Raw genomic sequence first — 15,640 nt, forward strand, 5'->3', positions numbered from 1 at the left:
CCACAGCATGGGAGGGGCCCCGCTCCCGGCCGGGAGCGGGGCCCCTCCCATGGGGTCACGGGGTCGCGGAGGCGCCGGGCTTCGCCCGCGGCGCCGGGGCCGCCGACGGCGAGGGCTCCGGCCGGGGCTTCTTCGCAGGCTCCGGCGAGGGCTCCCGGGAAGGCTCCGGCTCGGCGGACGGATCCGGAGCCGGCGGCCGCATGTCCGTCGGCCCGCCCGCCGCCGGATCGCCCAGCGCCCCCAGGGCCTCCCGCGCCAGCGGCGCGGCCAGCGGTGAGAAGTACGGATCCGTGCGGAGGGCCTCCTCCAGATGACCGCGGGCCGGCCCGTCCTGGCCGAGCGCACTCTCGATCATGCCCAGGTGGTAGGCGTACGAGGCGTCCCGTACGCCGCTCTCCACCGCCCGCTCCGCGTACTGCACGGCTTCCTCGCTCCGGCCCGCCCGGTGCAGCGACCAGGCCAGGGTGTCCGCCACCGCCGGACTGCGGCGCTGCGCCGCCCACTCGGTGCGCATCAGCTCCACCGCCGCCTCGGGGTCGCCGTGGTCGGCCTCGAAGCGGGCCTCGGTCAGCGACTCGTCGACCCCGGCCGATCTCGTCCGCGTCAGGAGCTCGCGGAGCTTCGTGTACTGGGTGTGGGCGTCGCCGTCCAGGTCCAGTGATGCGAACAGCTCACCCAGTTCCAGTACGTATGCGGGGCGCGGCAGCTTCGCCGTCACCGTCCGGTAGTCCGCCAGTGCCTCGTCCGTGCGGCCCAGGGCCGCCAGGGCGCGGGCCCGCCCCGCGAGGGACGCGAGATGGGTGCGGTCGGTGCGCAGCGCCGCGTCGTACTGCGCGAGGGCCTCGGCGGGCTCCCCGCGCTCCGCGGCGAGGTCCCCGAGGCGGTGCAGGGCGACGGCCTTCGCGGCCGGAGCGGTGGCGCGGTCCGCCGCCTCCCGGGCGGTGGCCAGGGCGTCCTCGCGCCAGCCCTGGTTGCGGTACATCTCGGAGGCCCTGGCCAGGGCGGGGGCTCCCTTGCGCAGGGTGCCGAACTTCTCCGTGGCCTTGCCCGCCGCCTCGTACTCGCCGAGGCCGTAGTAGGCATCGATCAGCACCGGGTACGCCGTCCAGTTCTTCGGCTCCCGCGCGCGGACCGCCTCGCCCCACTTCTTCGCGGCGAGGAAGTCGTTCCGGGCGTTGGCGAGCGCACCGAGTCCCACCCACGCCTCCGCGTTCCCGCGCTCACCCGGCTGGGCGGCCAGCGAACGCCGGAGGGCCCGCTCGGCCCGGGGGTAGTAGGCGGCGTCCGCCGACCGCCGCCCCCACTCCACGTACGCCGTGCCGAGCACCGCCCAGGACGACGCGTCCGAGGGGTGGGTCTCCACCCACTTCTGCCGGTCGCCGATCAGAGCCGTCAGGTCGGACAAGGAGGCGGGGGAACCGGCAGCCGCCGCGGCCTCGGCCCGCGCCACGGGCCCCGGCGAGGGAGGCGCGGCCTCTTCCGCGTCGTCCGGTACGACGATCACCGCGCCGGTCACGAGTGCAGCGCCGGCGAGCGCGCCGAACGCCGCCCTGCGCAGTGTGGTGCGCACCGGCGCGGGAGGCGGGGGAACGGACGTCACACCCTGGGGCGGCAGGGTGGAGTGGGTCGGCTCCGGATTCTGCTGCGGCTTGGCATCCATGGCCATCACTCTGCGTCAGTACGACGATCGCATCGCGTTGGACGAACGCTGGCGCAGACGGGTTCACACCATTGGCCCTGGGTGCCACGCTGGGACGATGGACGATCTCCAGAGACGACTGCGTGAGGGACTTCCGGCCGAGGCGCTCCTCACGGATCCGGACGTCACCGCCTCGTACGCCCACGACATGGCGAGCTTCTGCGAAGCGGGCGCCCCTGCCGTGGTGGTGCTGCCCCGCACGGTCGAGGAGGTGCAGCACGTCATGCGGACCGCCACCGCCCTGCGGGTCCCCGTGGTCCCCCAGGGCGCGCGGACGGGCCTGTCGGGGGCGGCCAACGCCTCCGACGGCTGCATCGTGCTCTCCCTCGTGCGGATGGACCGGATCCTGGAGATCAGCCCGGTCGACCGGATCGCCGTCGTCGAGCCGGGCGTCATCAACGCCACGCTGTCCCGCGCCGTCAACGAACACGGGCTGTACTACCCTCCGGACCCGTCCAGCTGGGAGATGTGCACCATCGGCGGCAACATCGGCACCGCCTCCGGCGGGCTGTGCTGCGTGAAGTACGGCGTCACCGCCGAGTACGTCCTGGGCCTGGAGGTCGTCCTGGCCGACGGGCGGCTGCTGAACACCGGGCGGCGCACCGCGAAGGGCGTCGCCGGATACGACCTCACCCGGCTCTTCGTCGGTTCGGAAGGCAGCCTCGGCATCGTGGTCAAGGCCGTACTCGCGCTGCGGCCCCGGCCTCCGCAGCAGCTCGTGCTCGCTGCCGAATTCCCCTCCGCGGCCGCCGCCTGTGACGCGGTGTGCCGGATCATGGAGCGGGGACACACCCCGTCACTCCTCGAACTGATGGACCGTACAACGGTCCGCGCCGTCAACATGATGGCGTCCATGGGTCTCCCCGAGACCACCGAGGCGCTGCTGCTCTGCGCGTTCGACACACCCGACCCGGCGGCCGACCTCGCCGCCGTCGGGGAGCTCTGCACCGCGGCCGGCGCCACCGAGGTCGTGCCGGCCGACGACGCGGCCGAGTCCGAGCTCCTGCTGCAGGCCCGCCGGCTGTCCCTCCCCGCCCTGGAGGCCGTCAAGTCCGCCACGATGATCGACGACGTGTGCGTCCCGCGCTCCGCACTCGGCGCGATGATCGAGGGGACCACCGCGATCGCCGAGAAGTTCGGGCTCACCATCGGTGTCTGCGCCCACGCGGGCGACGGCAACACCCACCCCGTCGTCTGCTTCGACCACACGGACGCCGAGGAGTCCCGCAAGGCCCGGGAGTCCTTCGACGAGATCATGGCGCTCGGCCTCGAACTGGGCGGCACCATCACCGGCGAGCACGGCGTCGGCGTACTGAAGAAGGAGTGGCTCGCCCGCGAACTGGGTGAGGTGGGCGTCGAGTTGCAGCGCGGCATCAAGACGGCCTTCGACCCGCTCGGATTGCTCAACCCCGGCAAGCTGTTCTGACGGCCGCACACCACCGTTCAGACCTCGCCGTCCTGAGGCTCGTCCGCCGACCAGGGGTCGCTCAGCCACAGGTCGTCGGCCGGCAGCGGGGTGAGCAGCTCGGCGAGGGCCCCGTCCAGTCCGAGCAGGGTGCTCTCGGTCCCCGGCGGCACCACCCGGAGGGTGCGTTCCGTCCAGGCGGCCACGGCGGCCGACTCCATCTCCAGCAGGGCGTTCCCGTCGGGCGAGGTGAGCGCGGCACAGATGACGGTCCGGTCCCCGTCCTTGGCCGGCCAGATCCGTACGTCGCCGTGTCCGTACGGCCGGAACACCCCCTCCACCAGCAGCTCACGGGCGAACGTCCAGTGCACGGGCGCCTCGGAGCCGATGTGGAAGGTGATGTGCACGGCGTACGGGTCGTCGGTGAAGTAGGACAGCCGGGCGGGTACGGGGACGGACCGCTCGGGTGACAGGACCAGCTTCACTTCCAGTTCGCGTTCCACTGCGTTCTGCATGAGGGTGCACGACCTTCCGATGCTCGTAGGGGCCGGTCCCGTGACCGGTCCGCACAAGGAGAGAGCGCCCTCCCGGACGTCTATGACGCGACTTCCCAGAAAAACTTCCCCGGACCCTGAAAGTGGTCCAAACGGCAGGACAGGCACGGGGGTGGCCGACGGTCTGATAGATGTGGACCCTTGTATTGAGGCCTCGAAGAGATACGGGACCACGGTGATGAGCGCCCCAACCCCGGCACCCGGTGACGAAAGCCCCCGCGAGGGGTACTACCCCGACCCGTCCATCCCCGGATACGTCCGGTACTGGAACGGCGCTTCGTGGGTCCCCGGCACGAGCCGCCCCGCGCCCCAGCAGGGCGGGACGACCCCCACGGCACCGCCGGCCCCGGCGGCCGACGCGGCCCCTCCGCGACCGGCCCCGGTGGACGAGACCGGGCCCATGTACCTGGACGAGGAGGAGGCCGTCGGGACGGTCACGGCGGCCGACCCGGACGGTGGAGCGGGCGGCGGTGACGTGGACGTGACCCCTGCCCGGTCCAGGCCGGCAACCGCCTGGCAGGCCGACACCTCCCGCCAGACCGGCTTCGGCGGCGAACGCGACCACCGCGTCTCCTGGGGCGGCCCGGATCCGCGTACGCCCGGATCCGTGGCACCGTCCGGCACACCGACCGCCACGGCGCCTGCCGCCTCCGCCCCGGCGGACGGCCCGCCCGCCGGCCACACGCCCGACGATGCCCGGCGGCCCGACGCACAGGACCCGGCGCGCGGCGCCCTGCCCGCCATGCGGGACGGCAACGACGAGGTCACCGACGGGACCGTCGCCATCCGCGCCGACCGGCCCGGCCGCGGCACCGACGCGGGCCGCCCCCCGACCGACGGTACGGTCACGATCCGCGCGGTGGGCTCCGGCGCCGCCTCCCGCCCGCCGCGTCCGCGCGAGGTGGGTCCCGCCCCCGCCGACGGCACGATGACGATCCGCAGCGTGCCGCCCGGCGGCGCCCCGCAGCCGCGGGCCCTCACGCCGTCGCCCACCCCGCCGCAGGCGCAGCAGCCGCCGGCCCTCGCGCCGTCGCCCACCCCGCCGCAGGCGCAGCAGCCGCCGGCGCCGAGCACGCCTCTCGCACCGGGCCCCGGCGGCGGCTCCCCCGCCTGGCCGCAGCAGGTCCACCAGTTCGCCCATCCCGAGCAGACGGCCCGCCCGCAGCAGCCCCGGCCCCAGCAGCAGAGCTCGATGCCCGCACAGCAGCAGGGCGTCAGGCCGGAGCAGCAACAGCCCGTCGTGCCCTGGAAGCCCCCGGTGGACGACCCCTTCCAGCAGCTCGCCCGCTCCCAGGCATCCGCCAGGCCCGCCGGGCTCGGCAAACGGCTGGCCGCCCGGCTCCTCGACACGGTCGTCCTCGGCGCGCTCGTCGGAGCGATCGGATTCCCGCTGGTCACGCAGGCGATGGACCACATCGACCAGAAGATCGAAGCGGCGAGGACATCCGGTGAGACCGTCACCGTCTGGCTCCTGGACGGCACCACGGCCGGGCTGTTCGGCGGGGTGATCGCCGCCTTCCTGATCCTCGGCTTCGTCCTGGAGGCCGTGCCTACCGCCAAGTGGGGCCGCACGCTGGGCAAGAAGCTGTGCGGTCTCGAAGTGCGGGACATCGAGAGCCACGACGCCCCGAGCCTGGGCGCCGCACTGCGCCGCTGGCTGGTGTACGGGGTGCTGGGTCTGGTCGTCGTCGGCGTGCTCAACGTGCTCTGGTGCCTGATCGACCGCCCGTGGCGCCAGTGCTGGCACGACAAGGCGGCACGCACCTTCGTCGCGGGCTGAGAGCCCGCCGGGGAGTTCTCCGGGCCCGATCGTTCAGTTCCCTACCGTGCTGGCCACTGAGGAGCCCTGGTGCAGAATCTCGCGGATGCGACCGAGTCGCTGGAGCAACTCGTCGTGGGCTGGCGTGAGATGGTGCTCGACCGGGACGCGGCCGCGGACGTGCGCGACCTTCCGGGCATCGCGGTGCGGTGGGCCGACTCACGGTTCGCCTTCTGGAACTGCGTCACCCTGACCGACGTCGGCGCGGACCCGGCGCTCGTACGGCAGCGGCTGAGCCAGGTGGCGCAGATCATGCGTGCCAAGAAGCGGCCCGGGTTCCTGTGGGTCTTCGAGGACCTCCTCACCGACGAGGCACGCGCGGCGCTCGGGACGGCAGCCGAGCAGGCGGGCCTCGAGCACGCCTTCCCCGGCACCGGGATGGCCGGAGACCTGCTGCCCCTCCCCGATCCGGTCCACCCCGACCTGACCTTCGTACGGGTGACCACCGACGAACACCTCCGGGCGTACGCCGACCTCAACTCCCACGCCTACGGCTTCGCCCTGGAGGACGGCCGTGACGGGCTCGACGGCTCCACGCTGTGGAAGGAACGGGTCCACGCCTACCTGGGCATGCGGGACGGTGAGCCGGTGACGTGCGCCGCGACGGTGGAGGTGGCGGGCCGTCTCTTCGTCGTGCTCGTCGCCACGGCCCCGGCGTGGGAGCGCAACGGCTACGGCGAAGCGGTGACCCGCAAGGCGCTGTACGAGGGAGGGAGGGCCACCGGCCTGACCCGTGCGACGCTGCACGCGACCGCGGCCGGCGCGCCCGTGTACCCCCGCATCGGCTTCGAACCGAACTCCCCGATGGGGTTCTACGCGCTGAAGAGCTGACGCGGGGAAGTGGCTATTCCCCGTGGGGGTCGAAGGCGTTGAGCGCCTCGACGACCTGGTCGTAGTCGCCTCGGGCCTCACCGAAACGCAGGTACTTCACACGCTCGACCTGGATCTCCTTCGCGTCGGGCCGCGTTTCGAGCAGCTCGACCACCTCCGCGACGAACGCGTCGAGCGGCATGGCGGCCTCGCTGACCTCCTGTCCGGGCAGCAGCGCGGTACGGACGGACGGCGGTTCAAGTTCCACGACCTTCACCGAGGTGCCGGCGAACTGCAGCCGGATGGACTCGCTGAGCATGTGGACGGCCGCCTTCGACGCGTTGTAGCTCGGCGTCACCTTGAGCGGAGCGAATGCGAGACCCGAGGAGACGGTCATGATCGTGGCGTCCGGACGCGTCTGCAGATGCTCGACGAACGCGGCGATGAGCCGGATCGGGCCGAGGACGTTCGTGGTCACCGTGGCCTCCGCGGAGGCGAGGAACGATGCCGGATCGCGCCAGTCCTCGACGTGCATGACGCCGGCCATGGTGATCAGTACGTTGAGGTCGGGATGGTCCGCCAGCACCTGCTTCGCGGCGGAGGCGATGCTCGCGGGGTCCGTGGTGTCGATCGGCACGGTGTCGAGGCCCGGGTGGTCGGCCGCGATCCGTTCCAGCAGCTCGGCGCGGCGGCCGCCGACGATGACGGTGTTCCCCCTGGCCCGCAGTTCGAGGGCGAGGGCGAGGCCGATGCCGCTGGTGGATCCGGGGATGAAGACGGTGTTTCCGGAGATGTTCATGTCCTCACCGTCGCCGGTCCGCCGTCGCGGGGGCAGAGACCGGTTATCGGGGGACCGGCGATCCCTGGTTGGCGCAGCGGCCACCGGACGATAATCGACCGCATGGACCGTGCATCACTGGCCGACTTCCTGCGCCACCGTCGCGAGGCGCTCCGACCCGAGGACGTGGGCCTTCCCCGCGGGGTGCGCCGGCGGACCCAGGGCCTGCGGCGTGAGGAGGTGGCGTCCCTCGCCGTGATGTCGACCGACTACTACACGCGGCTGGAGCAGCGGCGCGCCCCGCAGCCCAGCGAGCAGATGCTGGCGTCGCTCGCCAGGGCGCTGCGTCTGACGGGAGACGAGCGCGACTACCTGTACCGGGTCGCGGGGCGTAACGCTCCCGCGTCGCTGCCGGCCTCGGCACAGGTCGCCCCCGCGCTCCGGCGGGTGCTGGACCGCCTGGAGGACACCCCGGCGCTCGTGCTGACGGACCTGGGCGAGACCCTGGTGCAGAACAGGATGGCCGCCGCCCTGTTCGGGGATGCGTCGGCCCACACCGGGCTCGCCCGTAGCGCGATCTACCGCTGGTTCACCGACCCCGCGGAGCGGTCGGTCTACCCCGAGGGGGACCGGGGCCGACAGAGCCGGTCCCAGGTCGCGAACCTGCGGGCCGCCCACGGGCTGCGAGGCCCCCGGTCGCGTGCCGGTGAACTCGTGCGGGCGCTGAGGGAGGCGAACGAGGAGTTCGCCGCGCTCTGGGAGCGGCATGAGGTCGCGCAGCGTTTCGAGGACCACAAGACGCTCGTGCACCCGGAACTCGGCCCGATCGAACTGGACTGCCAGGCGCTGTTCACCGAGGACCAGTTCCAGACCCTGCTCGTGCTCACTGCCGCGCCGGGGACCGAGGGCCACGAGAAGCTGCGCGCCCTGGCCGCGCTCACATCGGAAGAGGCCCGTACGCCCGTGTGCTGACGTCCCGTCCCCCGAAGGGACCTCAGCCGTTGCGGGCCTTCGCGGGCCGGGATGCACTGCCCCCATGAGTAACGTACCGCCGCCTCCGCCGCCCGACGACGACCCTTTCTCGAAGCGGCCGCCGCAGGGGCCGCCGCCTCCGCACGGTGGTTCGCCCTACGACAGCACACCGCCTCCGCCTCCGCCGCCGCACGACCCGTACGGTGGCGGCGGCCCCTACGGTGGTGCGGATCCGCTGGCGGGGATGCCGCCGCTCGCCGAACCGGGCAGACGCATCCTCGCGCGGCTGATCGACTTCCTCATCATCTCGATCCCGCTGTACCTGATCTCGCTGCCCTTCGGCGGGGCGGTCGACGTCACGTCGGACGACGGGAACGACGACTTCGGCGCCGCCGTCGGCAACACCTACTCCGGTCATCAGCTGGTGTGGTCGCTGATCGGCCTGGTGGTCTACGTCGCCTACGACACGTACTTCACCCACAAGGACGGCCGGACGCCCGGCAAGCGGCTGCTGAAGATGCGCGTCGCGATGCTCAACGACGGCTCGGTCCCCGACACGAGCTCCTCGCTGATGCGGGCCGTCGTGCTCTGGCTCCCCGCGCTGCTGTGCTGCCCCTGCCTGTGGTGGCTCATCAACATCGTGCTGATGTTCACCGACAAGCCCTACCGGCAGGGGCTGCAGGACAAGGCCGGCAAGACCGTGGTCGTCAGCGTCCCCTGAGCGTGGGCGGCGGGAGTTCAGCGGTGCAGTGAGTGCTCACTCACGCGGGCTCGCTGAGCGGCGGCGTTCTCGATGTCCTCGATCGTGCGGTGCGTACGGTCGGCGGTGGGCGGTGCCGTCGCCGTCCGTGCTGTCTGCTGACGCGCCGCCTGCTGACGGGTCGGCTTCGTACGGGCAGGCAGGGCCAGGGCCACGAGCAGGCCGAGGACCAGTGCGGCGGTGCCGACGGCGGCGACCCCGATGCCTGATTCCGCACGGAAGAGCAGCAGCATGGCGAGGGCCGAGAAGACGACGGTGGCCGAACCGTAGGAGAACTGGGCGGCAGTCGGACGCGGCATGGCGGTATCCGTCCTCGGGGTGTCGGACAGGGAGGTCTTTTGACGCGTTCGCACGGTCAATCGACTCTATGACGGTGGATGCCCGTGAGGAACGGGTAGTAAGCGTGACCTAACCCACGGTACCGGTGCACAGGGGGCGCACGGAGTCACGCCGCAGCCGGTGAGAGCAGCCGGCGCGCCGGTCGGTAGCGCGCCCGTCCGGGCCGACGTCCGGATAACGGAAGAAGGCTCCCGCATAGTGCACTTGGTGTGCTCAAGTCAAGATCTGTCTTTTCTCTCATAACTCCGATCGAATGTCGTCACTTGTGACGCGTTGAACGCGCGCGGCCCCGTATCCACCCCCTGGCCGCGGACTGCGAACGCCGGGGAGGACTGCATCAAGTGACTACTCAGAGACGGGCGCTACGCGCCACCGCCGTGGCCGTGTGCCTGGCCGCCACCGCCGCGACGGCCTCCGCCTTCGCCACCGCGCAGGCGGACGACAGGACGCCGGCATCCGGCGCGTCCATCGTGGACCGGCGCGATCCCGCGCCGGCCAAGGCGCACGAGCACGACCTGGAAGGCCCCTTCAGCAAGGAGCAGGACGCGCAGCGTCAGGCCGCGCTGGAGCAGGTCCTGTCCGGTGACAAGAAGGTGACCGCGAGGGGCGGTTCCAAGGTCGTCAAGCTCGGCAAGAGCAAGTACGTCGAGCTCGGCCGCGAGAAGACGGACAAGATCTTCACCATCCTCGTGGAGTTCGGCGACCAGGTCGACGACACCACGATGTTCGACCCCGACGGCGACGGCCCGAAGCCGCCCGTCAAGAAGTACGGCGGCACGGCCGGCCCGCTGCACAACGAGATAGCCGAGCCCGACCCGGCGAAGGACAACAGCACCGCCTGGCAGGCTGATTACGACCAGGAGCACTTCCAGGAGCTGTACTTCGGCGAGGGCAAGGGCAAGGACTCGCTGAAGACGTACTACGAGAGGACGTCCTCCGGGCGCTACTCCGTCGACGGCGAGGTCTCGGACTGGGTCAAGGTCCCGTACAACGAGGCCCGTTACGGTTCCAACTACTGCGGATCCACCAACTGCGCCAACGTCTGGGACACCGTCCGCGACGGCGTGAACGCCTGGGTCGCCGACCAGAAGGCCAAGGGCCGCACCCAGGACGAGATCAGGACCGACCTCGCGCAGTACGACGCGTGGGACCGTTACGACTTCGACGGTGACGGCGACTTCAACGAGCCCGACGGCTACATCGACCACTTCCAGTTGGTCCACGCCGGTGAGGACGAGTCGGCGGGCGGCGGCGCTCAGGGCACCGACGCCCTCTGGGCGCACCGCTGGTACGCGTACGGCACGAACGCGGGCGCGACCGGCCCGGAGGGCAACAAGGCCGGTGGTGCGGAGATCGGCGACACGGGCATCTGGGTGGGCGACTACACCGCGCAGCCCGAGAACGGCGGTCTGGGCGTCTTCGCCCACGAGTACGCGCACGACCTCGGCCTCCCGGACCTGTACGACACCTCAGGCGGCGGCGAGAACTCCGTCGGCTTCTGGTCCCTGATGTCGGCGGGCTCGTGGCTCGGCACCGGCGACGGCGAGATCGGCAATCTCCCCGGCGACATGACCGCCTGGGACAAGCTCCAGCTGGGCTGGCTCGACTACGACACGGCCAAGGCCGCCACGAAGTCGACCCACACGCTGGGCGTCGCGGAGTACAACACCAAGAACAAGCAGGCGCTCGTCGTCGAACTGCCCGAGAAGGAAGTCACCACCACCGTCACGAAGCCCGCCGAGGGCTCGAAGCAGTGGTGGAGCGACATGGGCGACGACCTCTCGAACACCCTGACCCGCTCGGTCGACCTCACCGGCAGGACGTCCGCCTCGCTGGACCTCTCCGGCTGGTACGACATCGAGGCCGACTACGACTACCTCTACACCGAGGTGTCCGAGAACGGCGGCACCAGCTGGACCGCGCTCGACGGCACCGCCGACGGCAAGGCCATCCCGCGTGACGCCAGCGACAAGCCGGCCCTGACGGACGTCTCCGGCGCGTACAAGAAGCTCTCGTTCCCGCTGGACGCCTACGCGGGCAAGAAGATCGACGTCCGCTTCCGCTACCAGACGGACGGCGGCGCGGGCGGCAAGGGCTTCGCGGCCGACGCCGTCACCGTCACCGCCGACGGCGCCGTGCTCTTCACGGACAACGCCGAGGGCGACGACAACGGCTGGACCGCCAAGGGGTTCTCGCGGATCGGTGAGTCGTTCACCCAGGACTACCCGCAGTACTACATCGCCGAGAACCGCCAGTACGTCTCGTACGACAAGACCCTCGAGGTCGGCCCGTACAACTTCGGTTTCTCCACCACCCGCCCGGACTGGGTCGAGCACTACTCCTACCAGAACGGCCTGATGGTGTGGCTGTGGGACACCTCCCAGAAGGACAACAACACCTCGCAGCACGAGGGCCATGGCCTGATCCTGCCGGTGGACTCGCACGCCAAGCCGCTGAAGTGGGCGGACGGCTCGCTCCTGCGCAACAAGATCCAGCCCTTCGACGCGCCGTTCAGCCGGTACCCGAACAAGGGCTTCACGCTGCACAACGCGGACGTACCGCTCAGGATCAAGCCTTCGCAGGGTGTCCCGGTCTTCGACGACCGCAAGGGCACGTACTGGTACGAGGAGAACCCGACCGGAAGTGTCAAGGTCTCTGACACCAACACCCGGATCTCCATCGTGCACGAGCCGCTCAGCGGCTCGACGATCACCGTGAAGGTCGGCCCCTCGGGCAAGTAGTCGACAACCCCGCAGGTCGAAGCATGATCGGCCGCCACCCTCTGGCGGGTGGCGGCCGATCGTGTTTAGGTGCGTCCTACCGGATCCTTATTGACACGAAGTCTTACGGGGGAGTGCGACGTATGGCAGGCGGAGGTTTCTGCAGGTTGCCCAGCGGCACGGTGGTGGTGGCACTGACATTGAACGGTCCGGCCGGCGGATCCGGCCCCGGCGAACGGGTGCGGGTGCTGGTGCACGCGGCGAACCGGGCGCGCGCCCTGACCAGGCTGCGCAACCTCGGACTGCGCGCCGTCTACCTCAGGGGCAACGCACAGCCGCCCACCCCGGACGAGATCACGGCGGTCCTGCACCACCCGGACGGGATGCTCTGGCGCACGGCGCCCCAGACCGCCCAGGAGCTCTGGCATCCGATACGGGCGCTGCTGGGGACCTCCGGCCATGCGGGACCGGCCCGCCCGGCGGCCTGAGCGCACCAGAAGGGGCCGGCCGGCGTCTGACCGGGTGCCCGGTCAGACGACCGGCTTTCCCGACAGCTGCACGCCGGCGGTCCGCAGCTCCTGCAGGGCCCGCTCCGTGGTCCCCTCGGCGACACCGGCGGTCAGGGACAGCAGGACGTGCGTGGTGAAGCCCTCCCGGGCGGCGTCCAGGGCGGTGGCCCGCACACAGTGGTCCGTGGCGATGCCGACGACGTCGACCGCGGTGACGGACCGCTCCCGCAGCCACTGGGCGAGCCCGGTGCCGTTCTCGTCGACGCCCTCGAAGCCGCTGTACGCCGCGGCGTACGCGCCCTTGTCGAAGACGGTGTCGATCGCGCCGGAGGCCACGGCGGGGGCGAAATTGGGGTGGAAGCCGACGCCCTCCGTACCGGCGACGCAGTGCGGCGGCCAGGAGTGCTCGAAGTCGGGCGCAGCCGAGAAGTGGTCACCGGGGTCGACGTGGTGGTCCCGGGTGGCGACGACATGGCGGTAACCCGGCTGGGCCTCGCCGATCAGGTCGGTGATGGCGGCGGCGACATCGGCGCCGCCCGCCACCGCGAGGCTGCCGCCCTCGCAGAAGTCGTTCTGAACGTCGACGACGATCAAGGCGCGATGCATGACGGTTGTCCTTCGGTGGGGGGTCGGCGGGTGACGCGGAGACGGACGGTGGGAACGCCCATCGGGCATTCAGCCTAGAGACTGGACGTACCCGGCGGGAAGGGACGCATACACAGGGCCTTCCCCCGTCCGGCCGGAAGACCCCCGGCCCGCCCGGTCGGGCGGGGCCGGTCCCCGCCCCGGCTCACACGTACTCCGTGGGCAGCACGGGCTCCCCCCGGGACAGCTGCATCGCCGACATCGGCAGTCCGGCCCGCGCCGCGACGTGGCGTTCCCGCGCGGCCTCCAGCGGCTCACGGCCGACCACCTCGCCGGCCCTGACCAGCCGCACCTGCATCTGCCGGTCCGCCAGCTCCGCCGGGACGTCACCGGTGCCGATCACCTCGGCCTCGGCCACGCCGGTCTCGTCCACCCGGCGTGCCGCCCACTTGCGGCCGCCCCTCGACGTCTTCGCGCCCAGCGACTTCTTCACCACCGGCAGCAGCGGGTCGGCCGGATCGGCGGACCGTGCGCGCGCCACCAGCTTGTAGACCATGGAGCACGTCGGGTGCCCGCTCCCGGTGACCAGCTGGGTGCCCACGCCGTACGCGTCGACGGGCGCGGCGGCCAGCGAGGCGATCGCGTACTCGTCCAGGTCGGAGGTCACCACGATCTTCGTCTCCGTGGCACCCAGCTCGTCCAGCTGCTGCCGGACCCGGTGCGCGACGAGCAGCAGGTCGCCCGAGTCGATGCGTACGGCACCGAGCTCCGGACCCGCGATCTCCACCGCCGTGCGGACCGCCTCGGTCACGTCGTACGTGTCGACCAGCAGCGAGGTGCCCCGGCCCAGCGAGTCGACCTGCGCCCGGAAGGCGTCCCGCTCGTTGTCGTGCAGGAGAGTGAAGGCGTGCGCGCTCGTCCCGACGGTCGGGATGTTGTACCGGAAGCCGGCCGCCAGGTCCGAGGTGGTGTGGAAGCCGCCGACGTACGCGGAGCGGGCCGACGCCACCGCCGACAGCTCGTGTGTGCGCCGTGCCCCCATCTCGATGAGCCGGCGGCCGCCTGCGGCGGCCGACATCCGGGACGCGGCCGCGGCGATCGCCGAGTCGTGGTTCAGGATCGACAGGATCACGGTCTCGAGCAGCACGCACTCGGCGAAGGAGCCCTCCACCCGCAGGAGCGGCGAGCCCGGGAAGTACACCTCGCCCTCCGGGTAGCCCCAGATGTCGCCGCTGAAGCGGTAGTCCGCCAGCCAGTCGACGGTCCGCGCGTCCACGATGTGCTGGTCGCGCAGGAAGCCGAGCATCTCGTCGTCGAAGTGGTAGTTCTCCACCGCGTCCAGTACCCGCCCGATGCCCGCGACGACGCCGTAGCGCCTCCCCTCGGGCAGGCGGCGGGTGAAGGCCTCGAAGACGGAGCGCCGGTCGGCGGTGCCGGCCTTCAACGCGGCCTGCACCATCGTGAGCTCGTACTGGTCGGTGAAGAGCGCGGTCGACGGGACACCGACCCGTCGCCCAAGGTCCGCTGAGTTCATGTCGGCGATGCTACCCCCTATTCGTCAAAGTGACGAGATGGGGCCTCCGTTTATGCGCGGGGCCCTTCGTGGTGGCAGCATGGGGTAGGTGAGCGTTGCTGCCCCCGTAGAGATCGAACGTCCCGAATCGGCCGAGGAGACCTTCGCCGTCCCTGAGCCCGATGTCCCCTGGGTGACGCTGGTGCACAACGACCCGGTCAACCTCATGAGCTATGTGACGTATGTCTTCCAGGCCTACTTCGGCTACTCCAAGGACAAGGCGCACAAACTGATGCTCGACGTGCACCAGAAGGGCCGCGCGGTCGTCTCCAGCGGCAGCCGCGAGGAGATGGAGCGTGACGTCCAGGCCATGCACGGCTACGGGCTCTGGGCGACCCTGACCCAGGACCGCAACTGACTCGACCGCTGCCCCTCCGTCCGACCCACCATCGGAGAATTCATGGCCGGCCACTTCGAGGCCACCCCAGGCGGCGGCGCGGCCGTCGCGCTCGACGAGGTCGAGATCGCCATCCTGCGCTCCCTCGCCGTCCAGCTGCTCGAACTGATCGGGCCCGGCGACGAACCCGCCGCCGGCGAGGATCCGCTCGCCGCCCTCTTCGCCGAGGGCCCCAGCGAACCGCCCTCCGACCCCGCCCTGGCCCGCCTCTTCCCCGAGGCGTACGGGAACGAGGACAAGGAGCTGCGCGAGGCGTCCGCCGAATTCCGCCGCTTCACCGAGAACGACCTGCGCACCCGCAAGCGTGAGGACGCCCTCGCCGTCGTGCGGACGCTCGACGCGCTCTCACCCGTGGGGGACGGCGGTGCGGTGCTCAGCCTCACCTCGCAGGAGTGCCACAGCTGGCTGGGGTCCCTCAACGACCTCCGGCTCACGATCGGCACCCGCCTGGAGGTGTCCGACGAGGACGAGGGCACGGACGGTTCGCTCTACCGGCTCCCCGACAGCGATCCGCGCAAGCCGATGGTGATGGCCTATCTCTGGCTCGGCGCGCTGCAGGAAACGCTCGTCGAGACGCTGATGCCCGACTGAGGTCAGGCCGGGCGGGCGGATTCGCTCAACGGATGCTCAAATCCGAATAACGATCCCGTCACCTGAATGGCCTTCTTTGCAGGGCCTGGAAACGCTTGTCCGCTTTTTCTTGTGGTGTACGCCACACAG

Annotated in this window: 15 protein-coding genes; 9 read left to right on the forward strand and 6 right to left on the reverse strand. The window is 71.2% G+C overall.

Annotated elements, in window-relative coordinates; genetic code table 11:
- Positions 1-55: 55 nt before the first annotated feature.
- Positions 56-1,660, reverse strand: a complete 1,605-nt coding sequence (locus tag ACFYSH_RS19065; protein ID WP_388753836.1) for a hypothetical protein — start codon at positions 1,658-1,660, stop codon at positions 56-58.
- Positions 1,661-1,757: 97 nt separating this feature from the next.
- Here ACFYSH_RS19065 and ACFYSH_RS19070 point away from each other — a divergent pair, with 97 nt between their 5' ends.
- Entirely contained in the window at positions 1,758-3,125 is a 1,368-nt protein-coding gene (locus ACFYSH_RS19070; RefSeq protein ID WP_388753839.1) for an FAD-binding oxidoreductase, read from the forward strand.
- Between the two features lie 17 nt (positions 3,126-3,142).
- Here ACFYSH_RS19070 and ACFYSH_RS19075 read toward each other — a convergent pair whose 3' ends face one another.
- On the reverse strand, positions 3,143-3,619 hold the full coding sequence (locus tag ACFYSH_RS19075; RefSeq protein ID WP_359464766.1) for an SsgA family sporulation/cell division regulator: 477 nt from the start codon (positions 3,617-3,619) through the stop codon (positions 3,143-3,145).
- Positions 3,620-3,836: 217 nt separating this feature from the next.
- Here ACFYSH_RS19075 and ACFYSH_RS19080 point away from each other — a divergent pair, with 217 nt between their 5' ends.
- Both ACFYSH_RS19080 and ACFYSH_RS19085 read left to right on the forward strand, forming a co-directional pair.
- Positions 3,837-5,438 carry an RDD family protein gene (locus ACFYSH_RS19080; RefSeq protein WP_388753843.1) on the forward strand — a complete coding sequence of 534 codons (1,602 nt, stop codon included), beginning with the start codon at positions 3,837-3,839 and terminating at the stop codon, positions 5,436-5,438.
- Positions 5,439-5,507: 69 nt separating this feature from the next.
- Positions 5,508-6,308, forward strand: a complete 801-nt coding sequence (locus ACFYSH_RS19085) for a GNAT family N-acetyltransferase (RefSeq protein WP_388753846.1) — start codon at positions 5,508-5,510, stop codon at positions 6,306-6,308.
- Positions 6,309-6,321: 13 nt separating this feature from the next.
- Here the strand turns inward: ACFYSH_RS19085 and ACFYSH_RS19090 are convergent, their stop codons facing one another.
- A complete protein-coding gene (locus ACFYSH_RS19090) occupies positions 6,322-7,086 on the reverse strand; it encodes an SDR family NAD(P)-dependent oxidoreductase (RefSeq protein WP_359464759.1) in 765 nt (254 codons plus the stop codon).
- A 102-nt stretch (positions 7,087-7,188) separates the two neighbouring features.
- Between ACFYSH_RS19090 and ACFYSH_RS19095 the strand changes: the two genes are divergently transcribed.
- Positions 7,189-8,037, forward strand: a complete 849-nt coding sequence (locus ACFYSH_RS19095; RefSeq protein ID WP_359464757.1) for a helix-turn-helix transcriptional regulator — start codon at positions 7,189-7,191, stop codon at positions 8,035-8,037.
- A gap of 64 nt (positions 8,038-8,101) precedes the next feature.
- Positions 8,102-8,758, forward strand: coding sequence for an RDD family protein (locus ACFYSH_RS19100; RefSeq protein WP_359464754.1), 657 nt, complete (start codon positions 8,102-8,104; stop codon positions 8,756-8,758).
- Between the two features lie 17 nt (positions 8,759-8,775).
- Here ACFYSH_RS19100 and ACFYSH_RS19105 read toward each other — a convergent pair whose 3' ends face one another.
- Positions 8,776-9,096, reverse strand: a complete 321-nt coding sequence (locus ACFYSH_RS19105) for a hypothetical protein (protein ID WP_359464751.1) — start codon at positions 9,094-9,096, stop codon at positions 8,776-8,778.
- A 381-nt stretch (positions 9,097-9,477) separates the two neighbouring features.
- Here ACFYSH_RS19105 and ACFYSH_RS19110 point away from each other — a divergent pair, with 381 nt between their 5' ends.
- Positions 9,478-11,877: an immune inhibitor A domain-containing protein gene (locus ACFYSH_RS19110; protein WP_388753852.1), complete on the forward strand. Its 2,400-nt coding sequence runs from the start codon at positions 9,478-9,480 to the stop codon at positions 11,875-11,877.
- Positions 11,878-11,999: 122 nt separating this feature from the next.
- Positions 12,000-12,344, forward strand: a complete 345-nt coding sequence (locus ACFYSH_RS19115; protein ID WP_388753855.1) for a hypothetical protein — start codon at positions 12,000-12,002, stop codon at positions 12,342-12,344.
- A 42-nt stretch (positions 12,345-12,386) separates the two neighbouring features.
- On the opposite strand, the gene ACFYSH_RS19120 is transcribed toward ACFYSH_RS19115, so the two are convergent.
- On the reverse strand, positions 12,387-12,971 hold the full coding sequence (locus tag ACFYSH_RS19120; protein WP_388753858.1) for an isochorismatase family protein: 585 nt from the start codon (positions 12,969-12,971) through the stop codon (positions 12,387-12,389).
- Between the two features lie 184 nt (positions 12,972-13,155).
- Positions 13,156-14,484 (reverse strand): nicotinate phosphoribosyltransferase, encoded by a 1,329-nt coding sequence (locus tag ACFYSH_RS19125; RefSeq protein ID WP_359464743.1) that lies wholly within the window; start codon positions 14,482-14,484, stop codon positions 13,156-13,158.
- Between the two features lie 88 nt (positions 14,485-14,572).
- Here ACFYSH_RS19125 and clpS point away from each other — a divergent pair, with 88 nt between their 5' ends.
- Positions 14,573-14,881, forward strand: a complete 309-nt coding sequence (gene clpS / locus ACFYSH_RS19130) for an ATP-dependent Clp protease adapter ClpS (RefSeq protein WP_031100168.1) — start codon at positions 14,573-14,575, stop codon at positions 14,879-14,881.
- A gap of 42 nt (positions 14,882-14,923) precedes the next feature.
- Positions 14,924-15,511: a DUF2017 domain-containing protein gene (locus ACFYSH_RS19135; RefSeq protein ID WP_359464739.1), complete on the forward strand. Its 588-nt coding sequence runs from the start codon at positions 14,924-14,926 to the stop codon at positions 15,509-15,511.
- The last annotated feature ends 129 nt before the right edge of the window (positions 15,512-15,640 follow it).

It is taken from the genome of Streptomyces sp. NPDC005791 (assembly GCF_042871485.1).
In the GTDB taxonomy this organism is placed as follows: Bacteria; Actinomycetota; Actinomycetes; order Streptomycetales; family Streptomycetaceae; genus Streptomyces.

What these genes read in the sequence shown, in the direction of transcription:
- ACFYSH_RS19065 (WP_388753836.1), bottom strand. Translation starts at nt 1,660, where the DNA reads ATGGATGCCAAGCCGCAGCAGAATCCGGAGCCGACCCACTCCACCCTG.
- ACFYSH_RS19070 (WP_388753839.1), top strand. Translation starts at nt 1,758, where the DNA reads ATGGACGATCTCCAGAGACGACTGCGTGAGGGACTTCCGGCCGAGGCG.
- ACFYSH_RS19075 (WP_359464766.1), bottom strand. Translation starts at nt 3,619, where the DNA reads ATGCAGAACGCAGTGGAACGCGAACTGGAAGTGAAGCTGGTCCTGTCA.
- ACFYSH_RS19080 (WP_388753843.1), top strand. Translation starts at nt 3,837, where the DNA reads ATGAGCGCCCCAACCCCGGCACCCGGTGACGAAAGCCCCCGCGAGGGG.
- ACFYSH_RS19090 (WP_359464759.1), bottom strand. Translation starts at nt 7,086, where the DNA reads ATGAACATCTCCGGAAACACCGTCTTCATCCCCGGATCCACCAGCGGC.
- ACFYSH_RS19095 (WP_359464757.1), top strand. Translation starts at nt 7,189, where the DNA reads ATGGACCGTGCATCACTGGCCGACTTCCTGCGCCACCGTCGCGAGGCG.
- ACFYSH_RS19100 (WP_359464754.1), top strand. Translation starts at nt 8,102, where the DNA reads ATGAGTAACGTACCGCCGCCTCCGCCGCCCGACGACGACCCTTTCTCG.
- ACFYSH_RS19105 (WP_359464751.1), bottom strand. Translation starts at nt 9,096, where the DNA reads ATGCCGCGTCCGACTGCCGCCCAGTTCTCCTACGGTTCGGCCACCGTC.
- ACFYSH_RS19115 (WP_388753855.1), top strand. Translation starts at nt 12,000, where the DNA reads ATGGCAGGCGGAGGTTTCTGCAGGTTGCCCAGCGGCACGGTGGTGGTG.
- ACFYSH_RS19120 (WP_388753858.1), bottom strand. Translation starts at nt 12,971, where the DNA reads ATGCATCGCGCCTTGATCGTCGTCGACGTTCAGAACGACTTCTGCGAG.
- ACFYSH_RS19125 (WP_359464743.1), bottom strand. Translation starts at nt 14,484, where the DNA reads ATGAACTCAGCGGACCTTGGGCGACGGGTCGGTGTCCCGTCGACCGCG.
- ACFYSH_RS19135 (WP_359464739.1), top strand. Translation starts at nt 14,924, where the DNA reads ATGGCCGGCCACTTCGAGGCCACCCCAGGCGGCGGCGCGGCCGTCGCG.